This is a genomic window from Aporhodopirellula aestuarii, assembly GCF_023701485.1.
Lineage (GTDB): Bacteria > Planctomycetota > Planctomycetia > Pirellulales > Pirellulaceae > Rhodopirellula > Rhodopirellula aestuarii.
Genome location: NZ_JAMQBK010000063.1, coordinates 80,755 through 97,914, shown reverse-complemented (window position 1 = coordinate 97,914; position 17,160 = coordinate 80,755). Strand labels below are relative to the sequence as shown.

Here is a 17,160-nt window from a genome sequence, read left to right as displayed (position 1 = left end):
GTGAGAGCGAAAAATCCTTTCAATGAACGCGTAGTCGATCCCGCAGGGCCAAATTGGCAGAGAATTTGCTAATAACCACGGGTTGCAAGCAGTGTGCCAATTTGTCGTCCCCCACGTTCATGGAAGCGATGGCCAAAAAAGCATTTCAAATCCGGTTACCCGATTCGACGTCTCCCCTGCAATCCGATGTCGCCACGATTCGCGTCGACTCCCAAGCGGCCGCTGATCGCGATGACCTCGAAACCTTGTCGTTGGTGGCCAGTCGCGCCGGGAACGCGATTCTGATCATGGACGCATCAGGCACAATCGAATGGACGAACGACGCCTTTACCAAGCTCAGCGGTTACGACCCCGCCGACGCGATCGGCCACCGGCTCGACGACCTCGTTTTCGGACCTAGCACGGATGCCAAAACACGGAAAATGATCGCCGCCTCACTCTCCCGAGGTGAGGAACTCACGATCGACGTTTTGCAATACCGCAAAGACGGAAGCACCGTGTGGGCAGAATGTCAATGGATTCCTGTCAACGATGACACCGGAACCTTGTCTCGTTGGATCGTAATCGAAAGCGACATCACCCGCCGAAGACAAACCGAGGAAGCTCTCCTCAAGGCTAAACGATCGGCCGAAGCGAACAGCCGCAGCAAGAGCGAGTTTCTCGCCAACATGAGCCACGAGATCCGCACACCGCTCAACGCGATCCTTGGGATGACGGAGCTGGCACTGACGACGGACCTCTCTCGCGAACAACGCGACTACATCCAAACCGTCAAAACGTCTGCCGATGCTCTCCTGGAACTGCTCAACGATGTGCTCGACATTTCCCGAATCGAAGCCGGGAAGATGGAGATCGAAGAGGTCGACTTCAACCTGGCCGACGTCGTACGCGAAACAACCAAAGCTCTCGCCGTACGTGCACACGAGAAGGGTCTCGAATTAGCTGTTCACATGCCCATGACACTCCCGCAAGAGTTGCGTGGAGACTCGACTCGGATCCGACAAGTCTTGTTCAACTTGATCGGCAACGCCGTCAAGTTCACCGAAGAAGGCGAAGTCGTGGTGAGCATCGAGGAACAGTGGCGAACCGATACCGAAGTCTGCATGCAATTTTCTGTGTCTGACACAGGGATCGGAATTCCGGCGGACCGCCTCAAAAAGATCTTCGATGCCTTCACGCAAGTGGACTCGTCCATGGCACGCCGATTCGGCGGCAGTGGATTGGGACTGACGATCACCTCCCAACTCGTTCGACTGATGGAGGGAAAACTTTGGGTTCAAAGCAGCGAGGGGAAAGGCAGCACGTTTCACTTCACCCTCACGATGAAAATGGCCGCAGATCGCTCGGCCGCGAATGTCGCTGGATCGCCATCGAAAACTTCGCGTGAGGCGGAGGACTCTCATTCGAAGGCAAAGCAAGAGCTCACCGGTTATCGAGTCTTGATTGTTGATGATAACGCGACTAACCGGCGGATTCTCAATGAGATGCTTAGCCACTGGGGACTCGTCACGACGCTCTGCGATGGCGCCGCCACGGCACTCAAGGAACTGGAATCGGCGACGCGAAACAACACGCCCTTCGATCTCGTGATACTCGACGCCATGATGCCGGTCGTGGACGGATTCCAACTCGCCCAAATGATCCAGCAACGCCCCGATCTCAAACCCGGCACGGTCATGATGCTGTCATCCGCGGACCGACCGAGCTCGACATCGAAATGCGAACAACTCGGCATCAAGACCTACCTTGTCAAACCGGTATCAGCGTCAGCACTACTCGAAGCGATTTACTCCACACTGGAAACGCCGCAGTCGCCCGACTCGGACAGTGAGTCCTCGTCCCTGAGCGACAATCCATTCACGCCCGCTGAAAAGCCGTTAAGAATCCTTGTCGTCGACGATCACCAACCCAACCGCAAACTCGTTGAATCGATTCTGCATCGGCGTGGGCATCACGTGCGCAGCGAATGTGACGGTGATGCGGCCGCCTCGGCGTGCAAGGAGGAAACGTTTGACGCCATTTTGATGGACGTGCAAATGCCCGGACGAGACGGATTCTCCGCCACCGAGGAGATTCGTGCATCCGAAAAAAACTCGGGACGACACACGCCGATCATCGCGCTCACCGCACACGCACTACAAGGCGATCGTGAACGCTGCCTCGCTGCCGGGATGGATTCGTATCTCGCCAAACCGCTCCACGCCGCCGACCTGTTGGAGTTGGTAGAACAAATCGGACGCGGTCACGTGTTGCAGGCGTCCGAGCCACCCACGAAAACGGACCTTCAACGCAACGAGGCATTCAACATCGAGTCCGCGTTGCGGCGGATGGGCGGCGAATTAGACCTCCTCAAAGAACATATCGGCTACGTGCTCAACGACATGCCACAACTGATGCGGATGATGACGGTGGCGATCGAGGAAGGTGACGCGAAACAACTGCAAATCGCTGCCCATCGCATGAAAAGCTTGGTGAGCAGTTACGACCACGAGGAGGCGTGCGAATTGGCACAGCAGATCGAACTGGACGCCAAACTCGAACGTCTCCCAGACGCCGCATCGCGAATCGAAGCTCTCCGCCCGCTGGTGCAGTCCTTCGCACGCGCCGTCGACGACTATTTGCAGGCAAACTGATCGAGCCACCATGGCGTTTCCGACGACAGGCTGTCTCGAAAAAAATGTGATCGCACCGCTCGGTTCGTGCTACAGTAGGGTATTCGTGATGGCGTTATCAGTTTTGTCATAACTTGCAGAGGTGATTCGATGGACTATGTCGGATTCGTTCTAAACCAGGCAGGCAAATGGCTCGAACACTGGTTCACTTCCACCTCAGCGGCGGATTTCCAGGCTTCTGATGAAGTGGAATGGGTCGAATTCATCGGCGGGCCGCTCGACGGATACCAACACGCCGTCGATTCCACGCGGCTCTATCATCTCCCGCCAGCGATCACGATCCCCATCAACTGCGAGAAAATCGCCAGGCTCTCAACGGACGATCCGGACGAAATTGTCCCTGTCGAAGAGCCCCCTTCGCAGCACAATGCGGTCTACGATTTAGTCCCGCACGGGGTCAATTGGCGGTATCACTTCGCCGGCCAATTTGTCGCCAACGACGACAATTTGGCCACCTGATTTAAACCTCGCGCTGTCCAACGGTCTCGCCCGGGCTTGCCGACTCATCATGCCAGGTAGTCGGTGACCTTGGCACGGGACGTGCTTTTTTCGTGTCACGATACTTCGATGCTACATGCAAACGGAGAAACCGATCGTGTCTACCACCATCAAAGGGTCACCACCTCACCAAACCGGCACTCGCTCGAGACAGCGTCCACGTCGTCCATCCCGCGCCAAGACACCGGCAGCGCGTATCCATAGGCCGCGGACACACGCCGAGCAACCACGCGAAAAACCATCTGCACCGGCGTCAACCAGGGAGAACGCCGGCGTCGGGTTCGCGGAGTTTGCGTACTCGCAAACCGAGTACGTAGAGACACTCCCTCGACTGCACCGCCCCCGTCGTGAAGCTCCGAGGATCCGCCGATTTTTCCGTGGTTTCTCGTTTGAGAAGTTATTCACCCTCGTGTCGTTTCTTGTGGCGATCACACTCATCGCCGTTTGCGTTGCCGATCTCACCACCGCTTGGCCGTGGATGAAAGCAAGCCCAATGTTTGATTGGTGCTATCTCCTCGCCGGATGCGGCCTGCTGTGCCTCACCATCAACACGTTCTTTGACCAATCTTGAATCCGCCTACAGAAAAAGGAGGTATCTCAAATGAAAACGTTCACTCGCCTCACACTGACTCTCCTGGCCACCTGCATGATCACGAGCCTCGGGTTCGCCAAAGACGTTGACCAAACAACTGCCCCCGCAGAGCCAGAAACACAGGCAACACTTGGAATCGCAGTTTCGCCCCTTCCAGAGGCACTCGCTAGCCATCTACCCGACGTCCTTTCTCAAGATCGCGGGGTATTGGTATCCAGCGTCATCGAAGGTTCTGCGGCTGACAACGCAGGAATCCAGCGTCATGACATCGTGGTTCGATACAACGACCAAGACATCTACTCGACCGAACAACTCGTCAAGCAAGTTCGAAACGACCAACCCGGTGCGACGGTGGAGTTGGAATACATCCACGCCGGCAAATTGCATTCAGCAACCGTAACACTCGGCGAAGAAACCAAACGCGCACGACTTTACAAAAATGACTGGCCGGGTTTGAACTCACGGCTTAACACCCCATGGTTTTCAATGCGTCCCTCGTTCAAAGTCGACTCGCAGTTCAATCTCGACGACTCCACGCAATGGCAGGAGTTTGAAACACTGAGCGTGACCAAAGACGTCGATGGTAAATACACCGTGCGAATTGTCTACAAGGACGCTAATGGAGATTCCGTCGGCCATGAATTCACTGGAACTCAAAATGAAGTTCGTGACGCCATCGAGGCCGACAAGAATCTTCCCGAAGACCGCAAAGATCAATTGCTGCGAACACTCGACAACGGTAACGGCAGGTCCATCGGCGGATTCCAATTCGACGTACCGCAATGGAATGGCTTTCGTCGGGAATTGTTCAATTGGCCCAACGTCGATTTTTAAGTGACTCAAATTTCTTAGGAGGCCTGTCATGAACAGTCCACGATGCCCCGGTTGTCATACCGAAATGCGAGAAGGGTTTCTGCTCGATCGCTATGGCGAGTACCACCGCGAAAACCTGTTCTGGGTCAGCGGCAACTTCAGCTCATACATGCTCGGACACGAAACCACATTGCCCGTCGTCAGTTGGAGGTGCCCATCCTGTGGGCTGTTGGCCAGTTACGCGGTGGAAGAAGAACCGCAATACACATCCAACCATCCAGACCAGCGATCCTGCGTGCCCGCCAACGATGCCGTCACTCGTCAATACACCGATGAGTGCCGGGAAAATGCCAGTCTGTGTTGACTCAGTCGCGGATTCAATCGCCGGAGGTGGAGCAATCCTCGGCTTGCGAGCACCTCCGGCAACTTCGCGAACAAGGCCCAGCCCCGATAGTTTGATCGCAAATGATCAACGCTTTCTCGGCACAGCGGTTACTTCCTATGATCGAAATCAAACCATCACTCTTCGATACATTCAGTAAGCGAGGCAACGATGAAACGACTCTTGGTCTGTGGACGGTTCGACGGTGATCCGCATAGCCTCGAACACCTCCAAACATTCACCCAAAGACACCAACCTGACGCCATCCTGATCGCCGGGTTGTGGCATGGATCAAATGGTTACGATCGCAAGATGCCGGCGGAGCAAAAGCTGTTCTACCGCGAACTATTCGAAACCGTCAAACGCACCGATCGCATCGCAATCATTTTGCCGGGCGAGCACGACGTGCCGATGGCGGACTTCATGCGATTGATCCTAATGGAAGAACGCAACAATGCCAAACTGCATTGTGTTCATGCGACACATCATGTCGAACAGAACGTCCTCTTCGCAGGTCTCGGCGGCGATCTCAACGAAGTCATTGATACCTGGAATGATCGACTTCGCTGCTCACGATCGTCCGCCGACTATTTTCTTCGGGATGTAGCAAACGCTCGCGTCCCCTACACCGTGCTGATGTTGACAACTCCCATTTTGGGATCGATCGGTGACGGCCTTCATTCCGACATTGCCGGCGACACGCAACTCGCCAGCGAGATCATCAACAGCACGCATCCGGTCCTGGCCGTCGTTGCGGGTGAAACCAGTAATCGCAATTGCAAACGCTTGGGGACAAGCCGCGTGATCAACCCCGGCCGAATCAGCGAAGGCTCCGCCACGATCGTCGACTTAACCGACCTCGACCGTGTGGAGTTCATCACAAATGAGGAAACCCAACTCGTCTCCTGATCGAATTCAATCGTCTCGGCTCACCACCGAATCAGGTTAATCCGTTAGCGGCCCATTGTCGTTTGCATGTCGACACCACGGCCATTGACCTCGTATCTGGAATGAGTTTTTTTCTCAAGAATCGAGAATGCAAGCGTTGTGTAGTCGCAATAGCTTACGCATCGACCACATAAAACTTTCTCCGACCTCGATACAACACCCGTTTGCGACGTTCCTCAAGACTCGCCGTACCACCAACGCAACTGGCAATCGAGACCAGTAGACGCTTTTCCTCAGGGTACGCTTTGCCAGTCGAATAGGAGTCATCTCATGGGAGAGGCTGCAAAGCGACTCATGGCAAGACCGTTTTTTTGGCGGAACTTCATCGCACTTCGATACGGTCTCGTCTCACCGCGTGCGGAGGCGGTTGCTCTTGATCGCGATCATCTACCGTTCGCCCACGATTTGCTGCGACTACGGAGCGAAATCCGAATAGCTGGACCACTCCGCCGCCAACGATCGCGGATTGGGCGGCCGCCCACACAACGAGGACGGTCCACCAGTGGGTAACCGCCGCCTCTCCATCGGGCGCCAGTGCATATCCCAGCGTGACTGATAGCACACCCGGAACCGCGGTCGCGACCAGGATGATTGAAGTCTTTCCGATCCCCTTCACCGCCGCTCCCATCAGCAAACTCGCGACGTCAACGAAGCCATAAACGGCTGCATATCCGAGTAACGTGACTGCGATCGGTTCAATCACAACACGTTGAGCCGCTTCGAGACCTCCCAACGGTATACGCAACAATTGATGCGGAAAGCCGACCAGCAAGACGCTCATCAAGACGACGCCGACCGCCCCGATGACCAATCCTCGACGAACAGCCATCCCCGCGAGCCCCGAACCACCCGCCGCGAATCCTTGCCCCGTCACCACCGTCACCGCCGTCGCCAGACCAATCGCGGGAATCGATAGGAGCTGGTACAGACTCAGAGCGGCAGACGTTGCCGCGAGCCCAGTGACCGAAGCAGCACCGATGACCAACAACACAAAACTAAACAGGCTCGACCGGATGAGCTGTTGAACACCGAGCGCGGAACCTGGAAGCACGATCTCGCGAATGACGTCGAGGTTGGGACGCCACGCCTCCGCGAAATGTCTGCCAAAGGAACGCACGCGAAATAACAACACCGCGAAAACACACGCCTTCATCCACATCGCAATCGCGGTTGCGAGTGCCGCACCCAAAACGCCCATCGCGGGAAGCCCCAACCCGCCAAAGATCAACCACACGTCCAGGATCACGTTGACGACCGCCGAGGCGATATTGGTACGCAGGATCGGCCGTGTTATCCGCCGCCCAATAAAAAACGCCGTCAGGCCAGCTTCCAACATTGACGCTGGTGCAACGAGCAACAACGTCCGGAAGTACCGTGCCTCCTCACCCGCAAGATTGGGCTCGTGACCAAACGCTTCAAAAATTCGTGGACTCAACCAACCGACCAACACCAGCAGCGGCACACAGGCCAAGGTTAGCCAAATACACTGCCAAACCAACGACCACGCCCGCCGCGTTACCGCGCCCCGCCGACGACTCCTGCCCAACGTCATCGCCACCAGCGGCGTGATAAACCCCATCGCGGTCACGGGAATACACACCACCGCCCAGTACAGGTTGCCTGCCGATACCGATGCCGCCGAGGAGGTCGGTCCGTACCACATCAGCAGGGTACGATCGGTAAACAACGTGATTGAAAAGCAACCAACCGTCGCAGCCAGCGGCATAGCAACCGCCAATAAAGCCCGGAATCCGAACGCCTCGTGCTTCTTTTCAACGCTTTTTTCAGCAGTCAATGGACTCAATCAAAATCGGTGGTTCGTTTGGCTCAAAAGATGCGTAGCGAGAAATCACCAGCATTCCATTACTCAGGGAGATTCTCATGTCAGCAACTTCCGCACCATCGAGCGTGTATCATATCGCGGCCCATCCACTGACGACTTTGCGACGCTGGATACATCGCCTCGCATTGTTGATCGATCAATCCGATCGCCAAATGCTTCGCGCCGGAGTTGTGGTTCCGCGTTGCGAACGGGCAACGATCATCTCCACGAAACCCAAGATCTAACAAGTGCCCGAAGTCTCCTCCGATTGGTTGACGCATCAGTGGATCCTGGCTGGAATCGTGTCAGCATCCTCTCGTTTTATCCCGATCCCGTTCGTTGATGATCTCGTGCGGGATCAGTGCCGACGATTCGTCGTGTCCCGTACGCTGGCGACCGAAGGCTCCCAAACCGGCGTCTCCCTCGAAACACTCAAACCGTACTACTCCAGTGGCGGAGGGTGCCTCGGTGGATGCTTGGCAACCGTCGCTAAGGCGCCGTTAAAATTACTTCTGTTCCCAATTCGAAAAATTGTTTCGGTAGTAACCTCCGTTCGTGGCGTTCCGTTAGAGATCATGCGAATGGTTCTGCTCGGCCGAACCCTACGGCGATACATCACCAACGACGAAATAGCAATCGACCCGGCCTACGCGGCGCAGATGCGAATGTCGTTTGAGGAGTCGTTTGCCAGAATGGACTTTCGTGTCGCACGTGCCGCGATGAGTGATGCGCTGGCGAGCGTTAGCGGATGGAAAACCGACGCGATGGAATCTGCCAAACGAATCGCGAGCAAAAACAACACTCATTCCGACACGCTGGAAACCTCTGACGACATTGAAAGCGGAGCGGCTAAAGTCCAAGAAGTTCTCGATCGCCCCGAGATTGTCAAACTCTTTGCAGAATTCGATCGACGGTTCGACGAACGGATGCAAGCCTCACTTTTTGATCAATCAAGTTGAAACTGGCATTCATGTTGCGGCACGTTCTGAGCAGTATTTCCACTTCTCAAAACAAGGAGCCCAACAATGGCAATCCAACGACAACTGACTCACCGCCGCCTTCGAACCGGATTGAGTACCGCCGTCGCGACAACCGCGATCTGCGTGTTCACCACCGGATCTGTCTTGGCACAAGACTCCGTGCGAGATCGCCTAAGCCCTGGCAATGGAGCCGATCAGGCTGGCGAATCTCAAACGGACGACAACCATTCTGGCGATGAGCTCAACAGTCCCAGCAACGAACTCAACAATCCAGCCGCCAACCTCAACAACCCCGCTGACGACTTAAACAACCCCAGCGATGATCTCAACCGGGCAGGCGATCGTCTCAACGATGCCTCGCAAAATTTGACCGAAGCCGACCGTACATCAGCAACGGTATCTGGTCAAAGTTCGATCAACCGTCCCGGTCCGGATCAAGTTTGGTACCGCGGTGATGACGGCCGTTTCTTCTATCGGGACAGCGAAGGAAACCAGGTCTTCGAAGAACAGGTCTACGGCGCACCAAATCAATCCCAAGCGGGATGGAACGCCAACCAGCGTCCGGTACTCGGAATCGTGTTGTCTGAGACGCCCAATGGCTTACAAGTGGTCGGTGTCCAACCGGGTAGCGCAGCAGAGCAAGCTGGCATCCGCATGGGCGACCGGATCGATCGCTTCAATGATCAACCGGCTACTCGCTCCGATGAGTTCGCCCGACGAATCAGCGAGATGAACCCCGGAGACCAATTGGCCCTCGATGTGACCCGCAATGGTCAACCCCAACGACTCAGTGCAACCTTGGGAACGGCTCCGCAGTTCGACAACCGTTTTCGAGCGGCCCGCCCCACCTGGAACGACGACTTTGGTCGCAATTCTGGAAACATGCCACGATTCCAACAAGACCTCGACGACCTTCGTCAACGCATCGATACGCTTTCTCGTCGATTCGAAACGTTCTCAGCGGGGTCTGGCGAAAAACAGCAGGCAACTGAATAGTCAGACACCAGTCCGAATTCACATCGGCTGATATGCGTTCAAGCCGAGTCCGCGATACCAATTTCGCGGGCTCGGCTTTTTCAGTTCATGTTGTCTTGTAACGTTAGACATCGCCTCATTCGAGAAACTTCTCGTCCTTCTGCGCTTCCGCAACGAGCAAACAAACAACCTTTGGCACAACCGTTGCTTTTGGCCTCAATCCGGTGAGGCAACATATTCCATGGCAACTCACAGCAACAACAGCAACCGTTTTGAATTGATATTTGTTTGATGGGGAATGCAATAATGAAGATCGGAATCATCGGCCACTTAAAACACCCCATCCTCCGACCCTACGCCGGTGGCCTCGAATGTTTTACACACGCATTTGTCCGCTCTTTAGTCGATCGTGGCCATGACGTCACGCTCTTCGCATCGGGCGACTCCGATCCCTTCTTACCGCTCGCCCCGATCATCGATCGGGCAACCATTCCCGATAGCCAACGTCGACTCGGACGCATCCACCATGAGTGGGTCGAAAGCGTTGAGGATGAAGCGTATGAACAATTAATGGATGCATTGAGCCGACGACCGTTTGACATCATCCACAACCATTCACTCAGCCCGATCCCGCTACGCTTCGCCAGCGTCTTTCCCACACCCATGTTGACCACGCTCCATGCGCCGCCGCTGGAGCGTATGGTCCGCGAATTGGAATCACGCACGTGTGTCCGCTGTGGGCAATTCGTCAACATTTCAAACGCTAACGCAAACGCTTGGAGCCCATATATTAAAAACCAATCGGTCGCTTATAACGGTGTCGACACGCAGTTTTGGAAAAGGAGCAATGTGCTCCGAGAATCGCGAGCGATCTGGTACGGGCGCATCTTGTCCGACAAGGGCACACACATGGCGATCGAGGCTGCTCAGCTAGCCGGGCTTCCGATCGACATCGTTGGTCCAATCTCAGATCACGACTATTTTCAAAAAGAAGTGGCGCCCCGTCTAAACGAACGCGTCTGTTATTTGGGGCATAAAACTCACGACGAATTACGCCAATTGATTGCCAGATCGGCGGTCGCGTTGGTAACGCCATGTTGGGACGAACCATTCGGTCTCGTCGTGACAGAGGCACTCGCTTGCGGCACTCCTGTTGCCGGATTTGCCCGCGGAGCTCTTCCAGAAATCCTCGATGATTCAGTAGGGCGGTTGGCTTCACCCAACAACGTCCCACAACTCGCCGCTGCTGTGAAACAATGCCTCGGCTTGTCTTCTATGCGATGTCGCTTCATCGCCAAGCAACGATTCAGTTTTGATCGCATGCTTGACCGTTACGAAACGATGTACCGCAACAGCCTCGTGGAGGTTGCTGCATGAGCGGGCCCCACGCTGGATTCTATGTCCATTATCACGGCATGGGGCACAAACATCGAACGGAAGCCATTCTCAAACACCTCTCGATCCCGGCAACGGTCGTCACCAGTCGAATGGATTCACTCAATTGGAACGGTCCTACGCTATCCAATGTTGTTGGCATCGAGTGCGACAACGAAGAGCTTAACCAGGAGGGATTGAAACGCGCGGCCGACGTACCATGCCTGCACTTCGCACCGCTATGGTCCGACAACATTTCAAATCGCGTCGCGAAGTACACCGCGTGGCTTGCGGACGCGAAACCCGACGTGATGGTGGTCGATGTTTCGGCGGAAATATCTCAGCTCACGCGACTTTCATCGATCCCGCAAATCGTCATGCGACAACACGGGGACCGCAGTGACCCGGGACACCTACACACCTACGCGGCTGCCCATTCGTTGCTAGCCCCCTTTCCACAATCAATGGAAGACGAGATCACGCCGGATTGGGTGCGTGAAAAGACCGTATACCTGCACGGGTTTTGTCGCTCCAAATCCGGACACTCGGAAATCCCCTCGCCAAGTCTCACCGGTCAGCCCACGATCGTGTTCATGTTTGGCCGAGGCGGCACCGGGGAGGTCCACGAACGATTGCGAGCAACCGCAGAATCTCTTCCTGCCTACCGGATCCTTGTGATCGGCAAAGAACGCGACGAGTCGCATCATCGCGACCCGGCAAACTTGCACTATTTGGGTTGGGTAAACAACGCCCCTGACTACACCGCTAGCGCCGACGTTGTCGTGACCGCGGCGGGCCATAATAGCGTGATGGAACTTGGATACGCCCGCGCCAAATTCATTGCCATCGCCCAACCGAGACCCTTCAACGAGCAAATCCGAAAAGTCAACGTGCTTCACCGCGAACAGCTTGCAATCGGACTGGAACAATGGCCCGACGATGCTAATTGGCCCGAACTCATCCATCGTGCACGTCGCCTCGATCCATCCAAATGGGACGATGTGTTTAAGGAGGATGGAGCCAAGCAAGCCGCCGATCACATTCATCGTGTCGCCCTTTGGTCGTCCGAAAAACGTCAGCGATCCGCGAGGATATCCCTATGAATTTCGATGCCCTGACAATCGTGAGAGGCCGTCAAACACATCTGGAAAACCAATGGCGAGGCTGGCTCCAATCCGAGAAAAAGCCCGATCGGTGGATTATCGTGGGCATGGACCAAGACGTGATTCCCCCCGGCCAGGATGATTCCATCGAGGTGATCACCAACCGCGTCGATGGCGATGGAAAGACGCTGCCGTTGGCACATGCCCGAAACCTCGCGGCGAACTTAAGCCAATCGGAATACATGGTGTTTCTCGATGTCGACTGCATTGCAGCTCCCGGGATGCTCCGCGAATTTGAGGTAGCGTTGGAAACATCCGATCGTCTGTGGATGGGCAGCCCGCGTTACCTACCGGCGGGCGCCACGTTGCAGGATTGGTCGATGGAAGAACTCGCACAATCGGCCATCCCACATCCGATTCAACCACGGCTTTCAACAGGAGAGCTTCGTGAGTCGGATGAATACGAAAAGTTTTGGTCGTTATGTTTTGCAGTCAGCAATCAGACGTTTGCAAAAATCGGCGGCTTTGAAGAATCGTTTGCAGGCTATGGTGCCGAGGACACCGATTTTGCATTCGCCGCACGCGATGCAGGAGTACCGTTTGGCTTTGCCTGCGCCATCGCTTATCACCAACACCATGCCGTCTGCAAACCTCCGCTCAATCACTTTGACGCGATCGTCCGCAACGCCATACAGTTTCGCCGTCGCTGGAACGTCTGGCCGATGGAATCCTGGTTAAACGCGTTCGTCGACCGCGGTTTGATCCGATTCGATCCAGAGATGGATTCGATCGACATTCTCGCATCCCCGACGAAAGAAGACGTCGAGCAGGCCACCGTGCTCACGCCCGCTGGCTTTTAAGAATCCCGGCATGTGAAACCTGTCCAGGCCGGGTGTTCGTCAGCGTCTCCGCAAGAGACGCAACCAGAATCGCTCGATCGCACCAACTTAATCACGTGTTGATGCATACCGACTGTGGAGCACGTTGCTTGTTCTCAACCTTCTTCCAACTGTAGAGCTGCAGCGGAGGCAGGTTCAACGGGATGGACTGTGTCGTTGGCGGGCCAAACGCTGGCAACGCGAAATCGAGCACGCTATCGCGAAACTGATACGCGAGAAACTGCCCACCCGGACAAAGCGCGTGATAGACCGCTCGAATGATTTTCTTAGCGGCCATATCGGGCAGTGCACTGAACGGGATCCCCGAAACAACCGCGTCCACACACGGGTATCCATGGTGTTCCAAAATCTGCATCAGATCCGCTGCGTCGCCATGTTCGACGATCAACCGCGGATCGGCGATCTCACGAGTCGCCTCGGCCAAGGCCGCGTTGTTCTCAATCGCGATCAATCGGCTGTCGGGCTTCATCTGTTCGAGTAGAGCGAGCGTCGTTCCACCGGCCCCGGGACCGAGTTCAACGACCGTTGTTGCACTTCGAATGCATTCCCGCTCAGAAATCGCTTCGGTCAGATACGGAGAGCTCGGACAAATGGTTGCTACTTGCGTGGGATCTTGCATCCACGCTTTGAGAATCCAACATGCTCGACGCAGGTACGACGAGCTCGATCGTTGCATTGCATAGGACATCTAAGAGAACTCCTCAAGTAGTAGCGTCCATGGGACGTTTGATCTTTTCGACAACACGAACCGCATTGGCTTCGGGCCGGATACCACTTCCGTACCGAACGGCATACGTCTGCGTGGCTTCCGCTCCGAGCAGCACGATCACTGCCGTGTAATAAACCCATACCAACAACACAGCGAACGATGCCGCTGCCGCCCCGAGTTGTGCCCCGGGTTCGCTGTACGAAAAATAGATCTGCAGCACATATCTACCGATTAAAAACAACACCGTCGTCAAAGCGGCGCCGACAAACACGTCTTTCCAGCGCACGATCGCATCAGGCATGTACTTAAAGATCGCCGCGAACATGACCCACACGACAATAGCCTGAACCGCGAAATTGATTAATTCACCGATACCGCCCGACACGCCAATCATTTCGCTGAAGCCTTGTAAAACGGACGACACGACCAATGACACGAGCAACAGAAAACCAAGGCCTAAAATCATTCCAAACGAAACCAGCCGCTTACCGACCATATCAAGCCATCCGGTCTCTTCAGGATCCGGTTTCACTTCCCAAACCTGGTTTAACGCTGCCTGCAACGCGGCCACCACGCCAGTCGCACCAATGACGATCCCAACAAAACTGAGTAACGTTTTCCACCACTTACCTTCGGCGTTCTTATTGTTCTCCAAGATGGTTGCGATCTCTTCGCTTGCAGCTTCATTTCCAATCATCTGCGACGCTTGCGATTGCAACAACGACTGGGCTTTCGCTTGCGCTTGATCGCCTTCGTAAACGACCGACAACCCGAACGTTAAAATTGACAAAAGCAAATACAACAGTGGCGGCAATGCGAACGCGGTGTAATAGGCCAATGCCGCAGCCAACGTTGTGCAACGGTCCTTTGAAAAATCTGCGAAGGTTTGTTTTATAAAATCCATGACACTAGCTTCAAATCGGGTGGTGGACTGATGACGACAAAGGCAGCTTGGTTGCAAACGTCGTGCCCGAATCGTTTTCTATCTGACGTCTATCTGGATAGCGTCACTTTCGAGCAAAAGGTAACCCGAAGCGTAAGCGAGGGAAGGAACTGCGAAGAATCCGACGCTCACGCTTCGGGTTACCAATGAATTGTTGGCAAACAACTCACCCACAAAACTTTAGATGCCTATTGAACGATCGAAGTGGCGCTGTCCTGCTAGACACCGCCGCGCAAAAAAATCGCTTTCATGCCGGTGGCAGAAAGCGTTTTCGGCGGACACGGATCGAAACGGATTGGCGTCCCATCATCCTCTAGGCGAGACGGCTACACCACATTAAATCGACGATAACGGGCCATCAAAAACATGTGCACCGCGTAACACATCAGTCCAAATCCGGTGATACCGATGAGAACCTTTCCGTAGGTCTGTGACGCGATCAACGCCAATGCATCCTCGATACCCGCAATGTCACGATCGCCCGTGCCATAGACCGCGGAAACCAAAAGAAATCCGCCGATGATTGCGAACGCGATCGCACGCGTGGTCAATCCGACGCGTCCAGCATGCAACGCAACCGTGCGTGCGGTTTCACTCATCGCGCCGAAGTCATACTTGGTCATGAAGCTGGCGAGATAGGCTTTGTAAATAAAATAGAGGGCAACTCCTACAGTAACGAGACCGACTAGCCCGAGCACGACGCGGCCCCATGTCGTTGCAATCAAGAATCCGGCCGTGCCGCTGCCGTCATCATTCGCCCCTTCACCCCATCCGATCGCCAACGATCCGGCAAACGTCCCCAGGGAAAAATATGCGATCCCGCTAATCACATATCCAATCCGCTTGAGAACCCCCTTGGCATCGGTACCGTCACCGTCGGTATTTTTGGCCGCTTGGACGATTCGCCAAGCCGTGTAACCCAACAACCCGATCGCGATGCAGCCAAGCATGACACGACCGAACGGCTGACGTCCGATTTCGCGAATCGCTTCACGTGAACCTGAGATCTCTCCGCCCGCGCCGATGGCGAGTTTAAAAGCGAGAAATCCAATGATGAAGTAAACAACCCCCTTGGCGACATGGCCAGCCCGCCCGAGCGTTTCAATCCAAGACGGAACTTCTGGCATCGATCGCGATTCGAATCCATGCCAAGTGGTTACGGACCTATCATGACGTGTGCTGGGCGAACTGATTGACATCGGTTGGGGCTCCGGTGAATGAACGGGAATTGATAGTGGAAAAACAACCTTCAACTCGCGTATCAGTCGCAAGCCCTCCGGTCACGAACGCCAATCGCAAATGTTATGCCGCCCGATCTACAAGTCGTTGATCGTCCGCGCATGCCGCATCGAAGCGAATACATAAAACGCCGGATAGAGGAGGGACACCAGCACCAACCACACCGGTGAGCTCGGGTAGTCCATCGCCAGGATCCCGATCAAACAGCCCGTCCAGACCAGTCCGCCCACAAACAGCGACCACATCCAATGTCGCGGGGCAAGGTTGGGGTACAACACCCAAACGGGCGACACTGTCAACACCGTCAACACGTACAACAGGACCGCGACTAGCCATGGGCTGAATTGAGTGCTGAACACACCGGCATAAATCGCGAACAGATTCCAGTACGACGGGAAGCCACGGAAAACCCCATGCACTTCCATCTTGGCATCGCGATGGGCAAACCCAAACAAACTCGCAACCATTGCAAATACAACCGTAAAGCCCCAACCTTCAGGCATCCATTCCATTCGCCAAATCAGCATCAGCGGGATAAAGGCAAAGGTGAGATAATCAATCAAATCATCAATCACCCGCCCGTCGATCGCGGCGGCGTTTTCCTTCACCGCGAACCGACGCGCCAGTGGCCCATCGATAGAATCAATCAGGGTGGCCAACAACAGATAGACGAAAACGACCCGGGAGTCACAATCCGGCTGCATCATTTCATGCACCGCAAACGCGGCCGGAATGATACCCGAGGCCGTCAAGACGTGAACCAAATACGCTGAATTAAACAACACTCAATCCCATTTGCGAAAACTCCCAGAAAACGCTTCCATCACAAATTCGCCGGCAATCAGCTCGCGGGGAAGTTGATTGTTCTAGTGCCTTTTTTAGCGGAACGGCGCAAGCCGTCCGGTCCCGAGTCACCGGACGGCTCGCGCCGTTCCGCTACATTTGAAATCGTTCAGTAATACAATCGACGTCCCAGCGAGCCCGGCTCGTCGGACGCCGAGCAACACGGGACATTGGCACTCCGACCTCGATGCGAGACACCGGCGGTATGTACATGCATGATACGCGACCAAGACGACCGCTCACCATCCAATCACGACTAACACCGCCGCGAAAGCCAGTTCATCAATACCGTTTTGGACCAATCGGCAAAGCCCCAACGAAACACGAGCCGCACGGATAAAACGCCATTCCGGATGTGCCGCATCTCG

General features: G+C 55.1%; 17 protein-coding genes. 12 read left to right on the top strand and 5 right to left on the bottom strand.

Translation table 11 applies throughout. From position 1 onward, the window contains the following. Positions 1 to 128 precede the first annotated feature (128 nt). The 6 genes from NB063_RS23945 (at position 129) to NB063_RS23920 (ending at position 5,866) form a co-directional block, all read left to right on the top strand. Positions 129 to 2,633 carry a response regulator gene (locus tag NB063_RS23945; RefSeq protein ID WP_250931466.1) on the top strand — a complete coding sequence of 835 codons (2,505 nt, stop codon included), beginning with the start codon at positions 129 to 131 and terminating at the stop codon, positions 2,631 to 2,633. A gap of 129 nt (positions 2,634 to 2,762) precedes the next feature. Beyond that, positions 2,763 to 3,131, top strand: coding sequence for a hypothetical protein (locus NB063_RS23940; RefSeq protein ID WP_250931464.1), 369 nt, complete (start codon positions 2,763 to 2,765; stop codon positions 3,129 to 3,131). A gap of 136 nt (positions 3,132 to 3,267) precedes the next feature. Further along, positions 3,268 to 3,741 carry a hypothetical protein gene (locus NB063_RS23935; protein WP_250931463.1) on the top strand — a complete coding sequence of 158 codons (474 nt, stop codon included), beginning with the start codon at positions 3,268 to 3,270 and terminating at the stop codon, positions 3,739 to 3,741. A 30-nt stretch (positions 3,742 to 3,771) separates the two neighbouring features. Continuing rightward, complete coding sequence (locus NB063_RS23930) at positions 3,772 to 4,596, top strand: S1C family serine protease (RefSeq protein ID WP_250931461.1); 825 nt, start codon at positions 3,772 to 3,774, stop codon at positions 4,594 to 4,596. Between the two features lie 28 nt (positions 4,597 to 4,624). Further along, positions 4,625 to 4,939, top strand: coding sequence for a PF20097 family protein (locus NB063_RS23925; protein ID WP_250931460.1), 315 nt, complete (start codon positions 4,625 to 4,627; stop codon positions 4,937 to 4,939). A gap of 189 nt (positions 4,940 to 5,128) precedes the next feature. Then, positions 5,129 to 5,866, top strand: coding sequence for a metallophosphoesterase family protein (locus NB063_RS23920; protein ID WP_250931458.1), 738 nt, complete (start codon positions 5,129 to 5,131; stop codon positions 5,864 to 5,866). 361 nt (positions 5,867 to 6,227) lie between these two features. Here NB063_RS23920 and NB063_RS23915 read toward each other — a convergent pair whose 3' ends face one another. Further along, positions 6,228 to 7,700 (bottom strand): MATE family efflux transporter, encoded by a 1,473-nt coding sequence (locus tag NB063_RS23915; protein ID WP_250931456.1) that lies wholly within the window; start codon positions 7,698 to 7,700, stop codon positions 6,228 to 6,230. An 86-nt stretch (positions 7,701 to 7,786) separates the two neighbouring features. On the opposite strand from NB063_RS23915, the gene NB063_RS23910 reads away from it, so the two are divergent. The 6 genes from NB063_RS23910 (at position 7,787) to NB063_RS23885 (ending at position 13,019) form a co-directional block, all read left to right on the top strand. After that, complete coding sequence (locus NB063_RS23910; RefSeq protein WP_250931450.1) at positions 7,787 to 7,972, top strand: hypothetical protein; 186 nt, start codon at positions 7,787 to 7,789, stop codon at positions 7,970 to 7,972. Between the two features lie 3 nt (positions 7,973 to 7,975). Further along, on the top strand, positions 7,976 to 8,686 hold the full coding sequence (locus NB063_RS23905) for a hypothetical protein (RefSeq protein WP_250931448.1): 711 nt from the start codon (positions 7,976 to 7,978) through the stop codon (positions 8,684 to 8,686). Between the two features lie 66 nt (positions 8,687 to 8,752). Further along, positions 8,753 to 9,703, top strand: coding sequence for a S1C family serine protease (locus tag NB063_RS23900; protein WP_250931446.1), 951 nt, complete (start codon positions 8,753 to 8,755; stop codon positions 9,701 to 9,703). Between the two features lie 285 nt (positions 9,704 to 9,988). After that, positions 9,989 to 11,059 carry a glycosyltransferase family 4 protein gene (locus tag NB063_RS23895; RefSeq protein ID WP_250931444.1) on the top strand — a complete coding sequence of 357 codons (1,071 nt, stop codon included), beginning with the start codon at positions 9,989 to 9,991 and terminating at the stop codon, positions 11,057 to 11,059. Further along, complete coding sequence (locus NB063_RS23890; RefSeq protein ID WP_250931443.1) at positions 11,056 to 12,159, top strand: glycosyltransferase; 1,104 nt, start codon at positions 11,056 to 11,058, stop codon at positions 12,157 to 12,159. Before NB063_RS23895 ends, NB063_RS23890 begins: the two co-directional genes overlap by 4 nt. Further along, a complete protein-coding gene (locus NB063_RS23885; protein WP_250931441.1) occupies positions 12,156 to 13,019 on the top strand; it encodes a glycosyltransferase family 2 protein in 864 nt (287 codons plus the stop codon). Before NB063_RS23890 ends, NB063_RS23885 begins: the two co-directional genes overlap by 4 nt. Before the next feature lie 91 nt (positions 13,020 to 13,110). On the opposite strand, the gene NB063_RS23880 is transcribed toward NB063_RS23885, so the two are convergent. The 4 genes from NB063_RS23880 to NB063_RS23865 all read right to left on the bottom strand — a co-directional run bounded on the left by NB063_RS23880 (position 13,111) and on the right by NB063_RS23865 (position 16,734). Then, complete coding sequence (locus tag NB063_RS23880) at positions 13,111 to 13,734, bottom strand: class I SAM-dependent methyltransferase (protein WP_250931440.1); 624 nt, start codon at positions 13,732 to 13,734, stop codon at positions 13,111 to 13,113. 25 nt (positions 13,735 to 13,759) lie between these two features. Continuing rightward, positions 13,760 to 14,671, bottom strand: coding sequence for a YihY/virulence factor BrkB family protein (locus NB063_RS23875; protein ID WP_250931438.1), 912 nt, complete (start codon positions 14,669 to 14,671; stop codon positions 13,760 to 13,762). A 365-nt stretch (positions 14,672 to 15,036) separates the two neighbouring features. After that, on the bottom strand, positions 15,037 to 15,837 hold the full coding sequence (locus NB063_RS23870; protein WP_250931436.1) for a DUF1206 domain-containing protein: 801 nt from the start codon (positions 15,835 to 15,837) through the stop codon (positions 15,037 to 15,039). 189 nt (positions 15,838 to 16,026) lie between these two features. Next, positions 16,027 to 16,734, bottom strand: coding sequence for a CDP-alcohol phosphatidyltransferase family protein (locus NB063_RS23865; RefSeq protein WP_250931434.1), 708 nt, complete (start codon positions 16,732 to 16,734; stop codon positions 16,027 to 16,029). Positions 16,735 to 17,160 lie beyond the last annotated feature (426 nt).

Coding starts and splice junctions, on each gene's coding strand:
- NB063_RS23945 (WP_250931466.1), top strand. CDS start 129: ATGGCCAAAAAAGCATTTCAAATCCGGTTACCCGATTCGACGTCTCCC.
- NB063_RS23940 (WP_250931464.1), top strand. CDS start 2,763: ATGGACTATGTCGGATTCGTTCTAAACCAGGCAGGCAAATGGCTCGAA.
- NB063_RS23930 (WP_250931461.1), top strand. CDS start 3,772: ATGAAAACGTTCACTCGCCTCACACTGACTCTCCTGGCCACCTGCATG.
- NB063_RS23925 (WP_250931460.1), top strand. CDS start 4,625: ATGAACAGTCCACGATGCCCCGGTTGTCATACCGAAATGCGAGAAGGG.
- NB063_RS23920 (WP_250931458.1), top strand. CDS start 5,129: ATGAAACGACTCTTGGTCTGTGGACGGTTCGACGGTGATCCGCATAGC.
- NB063_RS23910 (WP_250931450.1), top strand. CDS start 7,787: ATGTCAGCAACTTCCGCACCATCGAGCGTGTATCATATCGCGGCCCAT.
- NB063_RS23900 (WP_250931446.1), top strand. CDS start 8,753: ATGGCAATCCAACGACAACTGACTCACCGCCGCCTTCGAACCGGATTG.
- NB063_RS23895 (WP_250931444.1), top strand. CDS start 9,989: ATGAAGATCGGAATCATCGGCCACTTAAAACACCCCATCCTCCGACCC.
- NB063_RS23890 (WP_250931443.1), top strand. CDS start 11,056: ATGAGCGGGCCCCACGCTGGATTCTATGTCCATTATCACGGCATGGGG.
- NB063_RS23885 (WP_250931441.1), top strand. CDS start 12,156: ATGAATTTCGATGCCCTGACAATCGTGAGAGGCCGTCAAACACATCTG.
- NB063_RS23880 (WP_250931440.1), bottom strand. CDS start 13,734: ATGCAACGATCGAGCTCGTCGTACCTGCGTCGAGCATGTTGGATTCTC.
- NB063_RS23875 (WP_250931438.1), bottom strand. CDS start 14,671: ATGGATTTTATAAAACAAACCTTCGCAGATTTTTCAAAGGACCGTTGC.
- NB063_RS23870 (WP_250931436.1), bottom strand. CDS start 15,837: ATGCCAGAAGTTCCGTCTTGGATTGAAACGCTCGGGCGGGCTGGCCAT.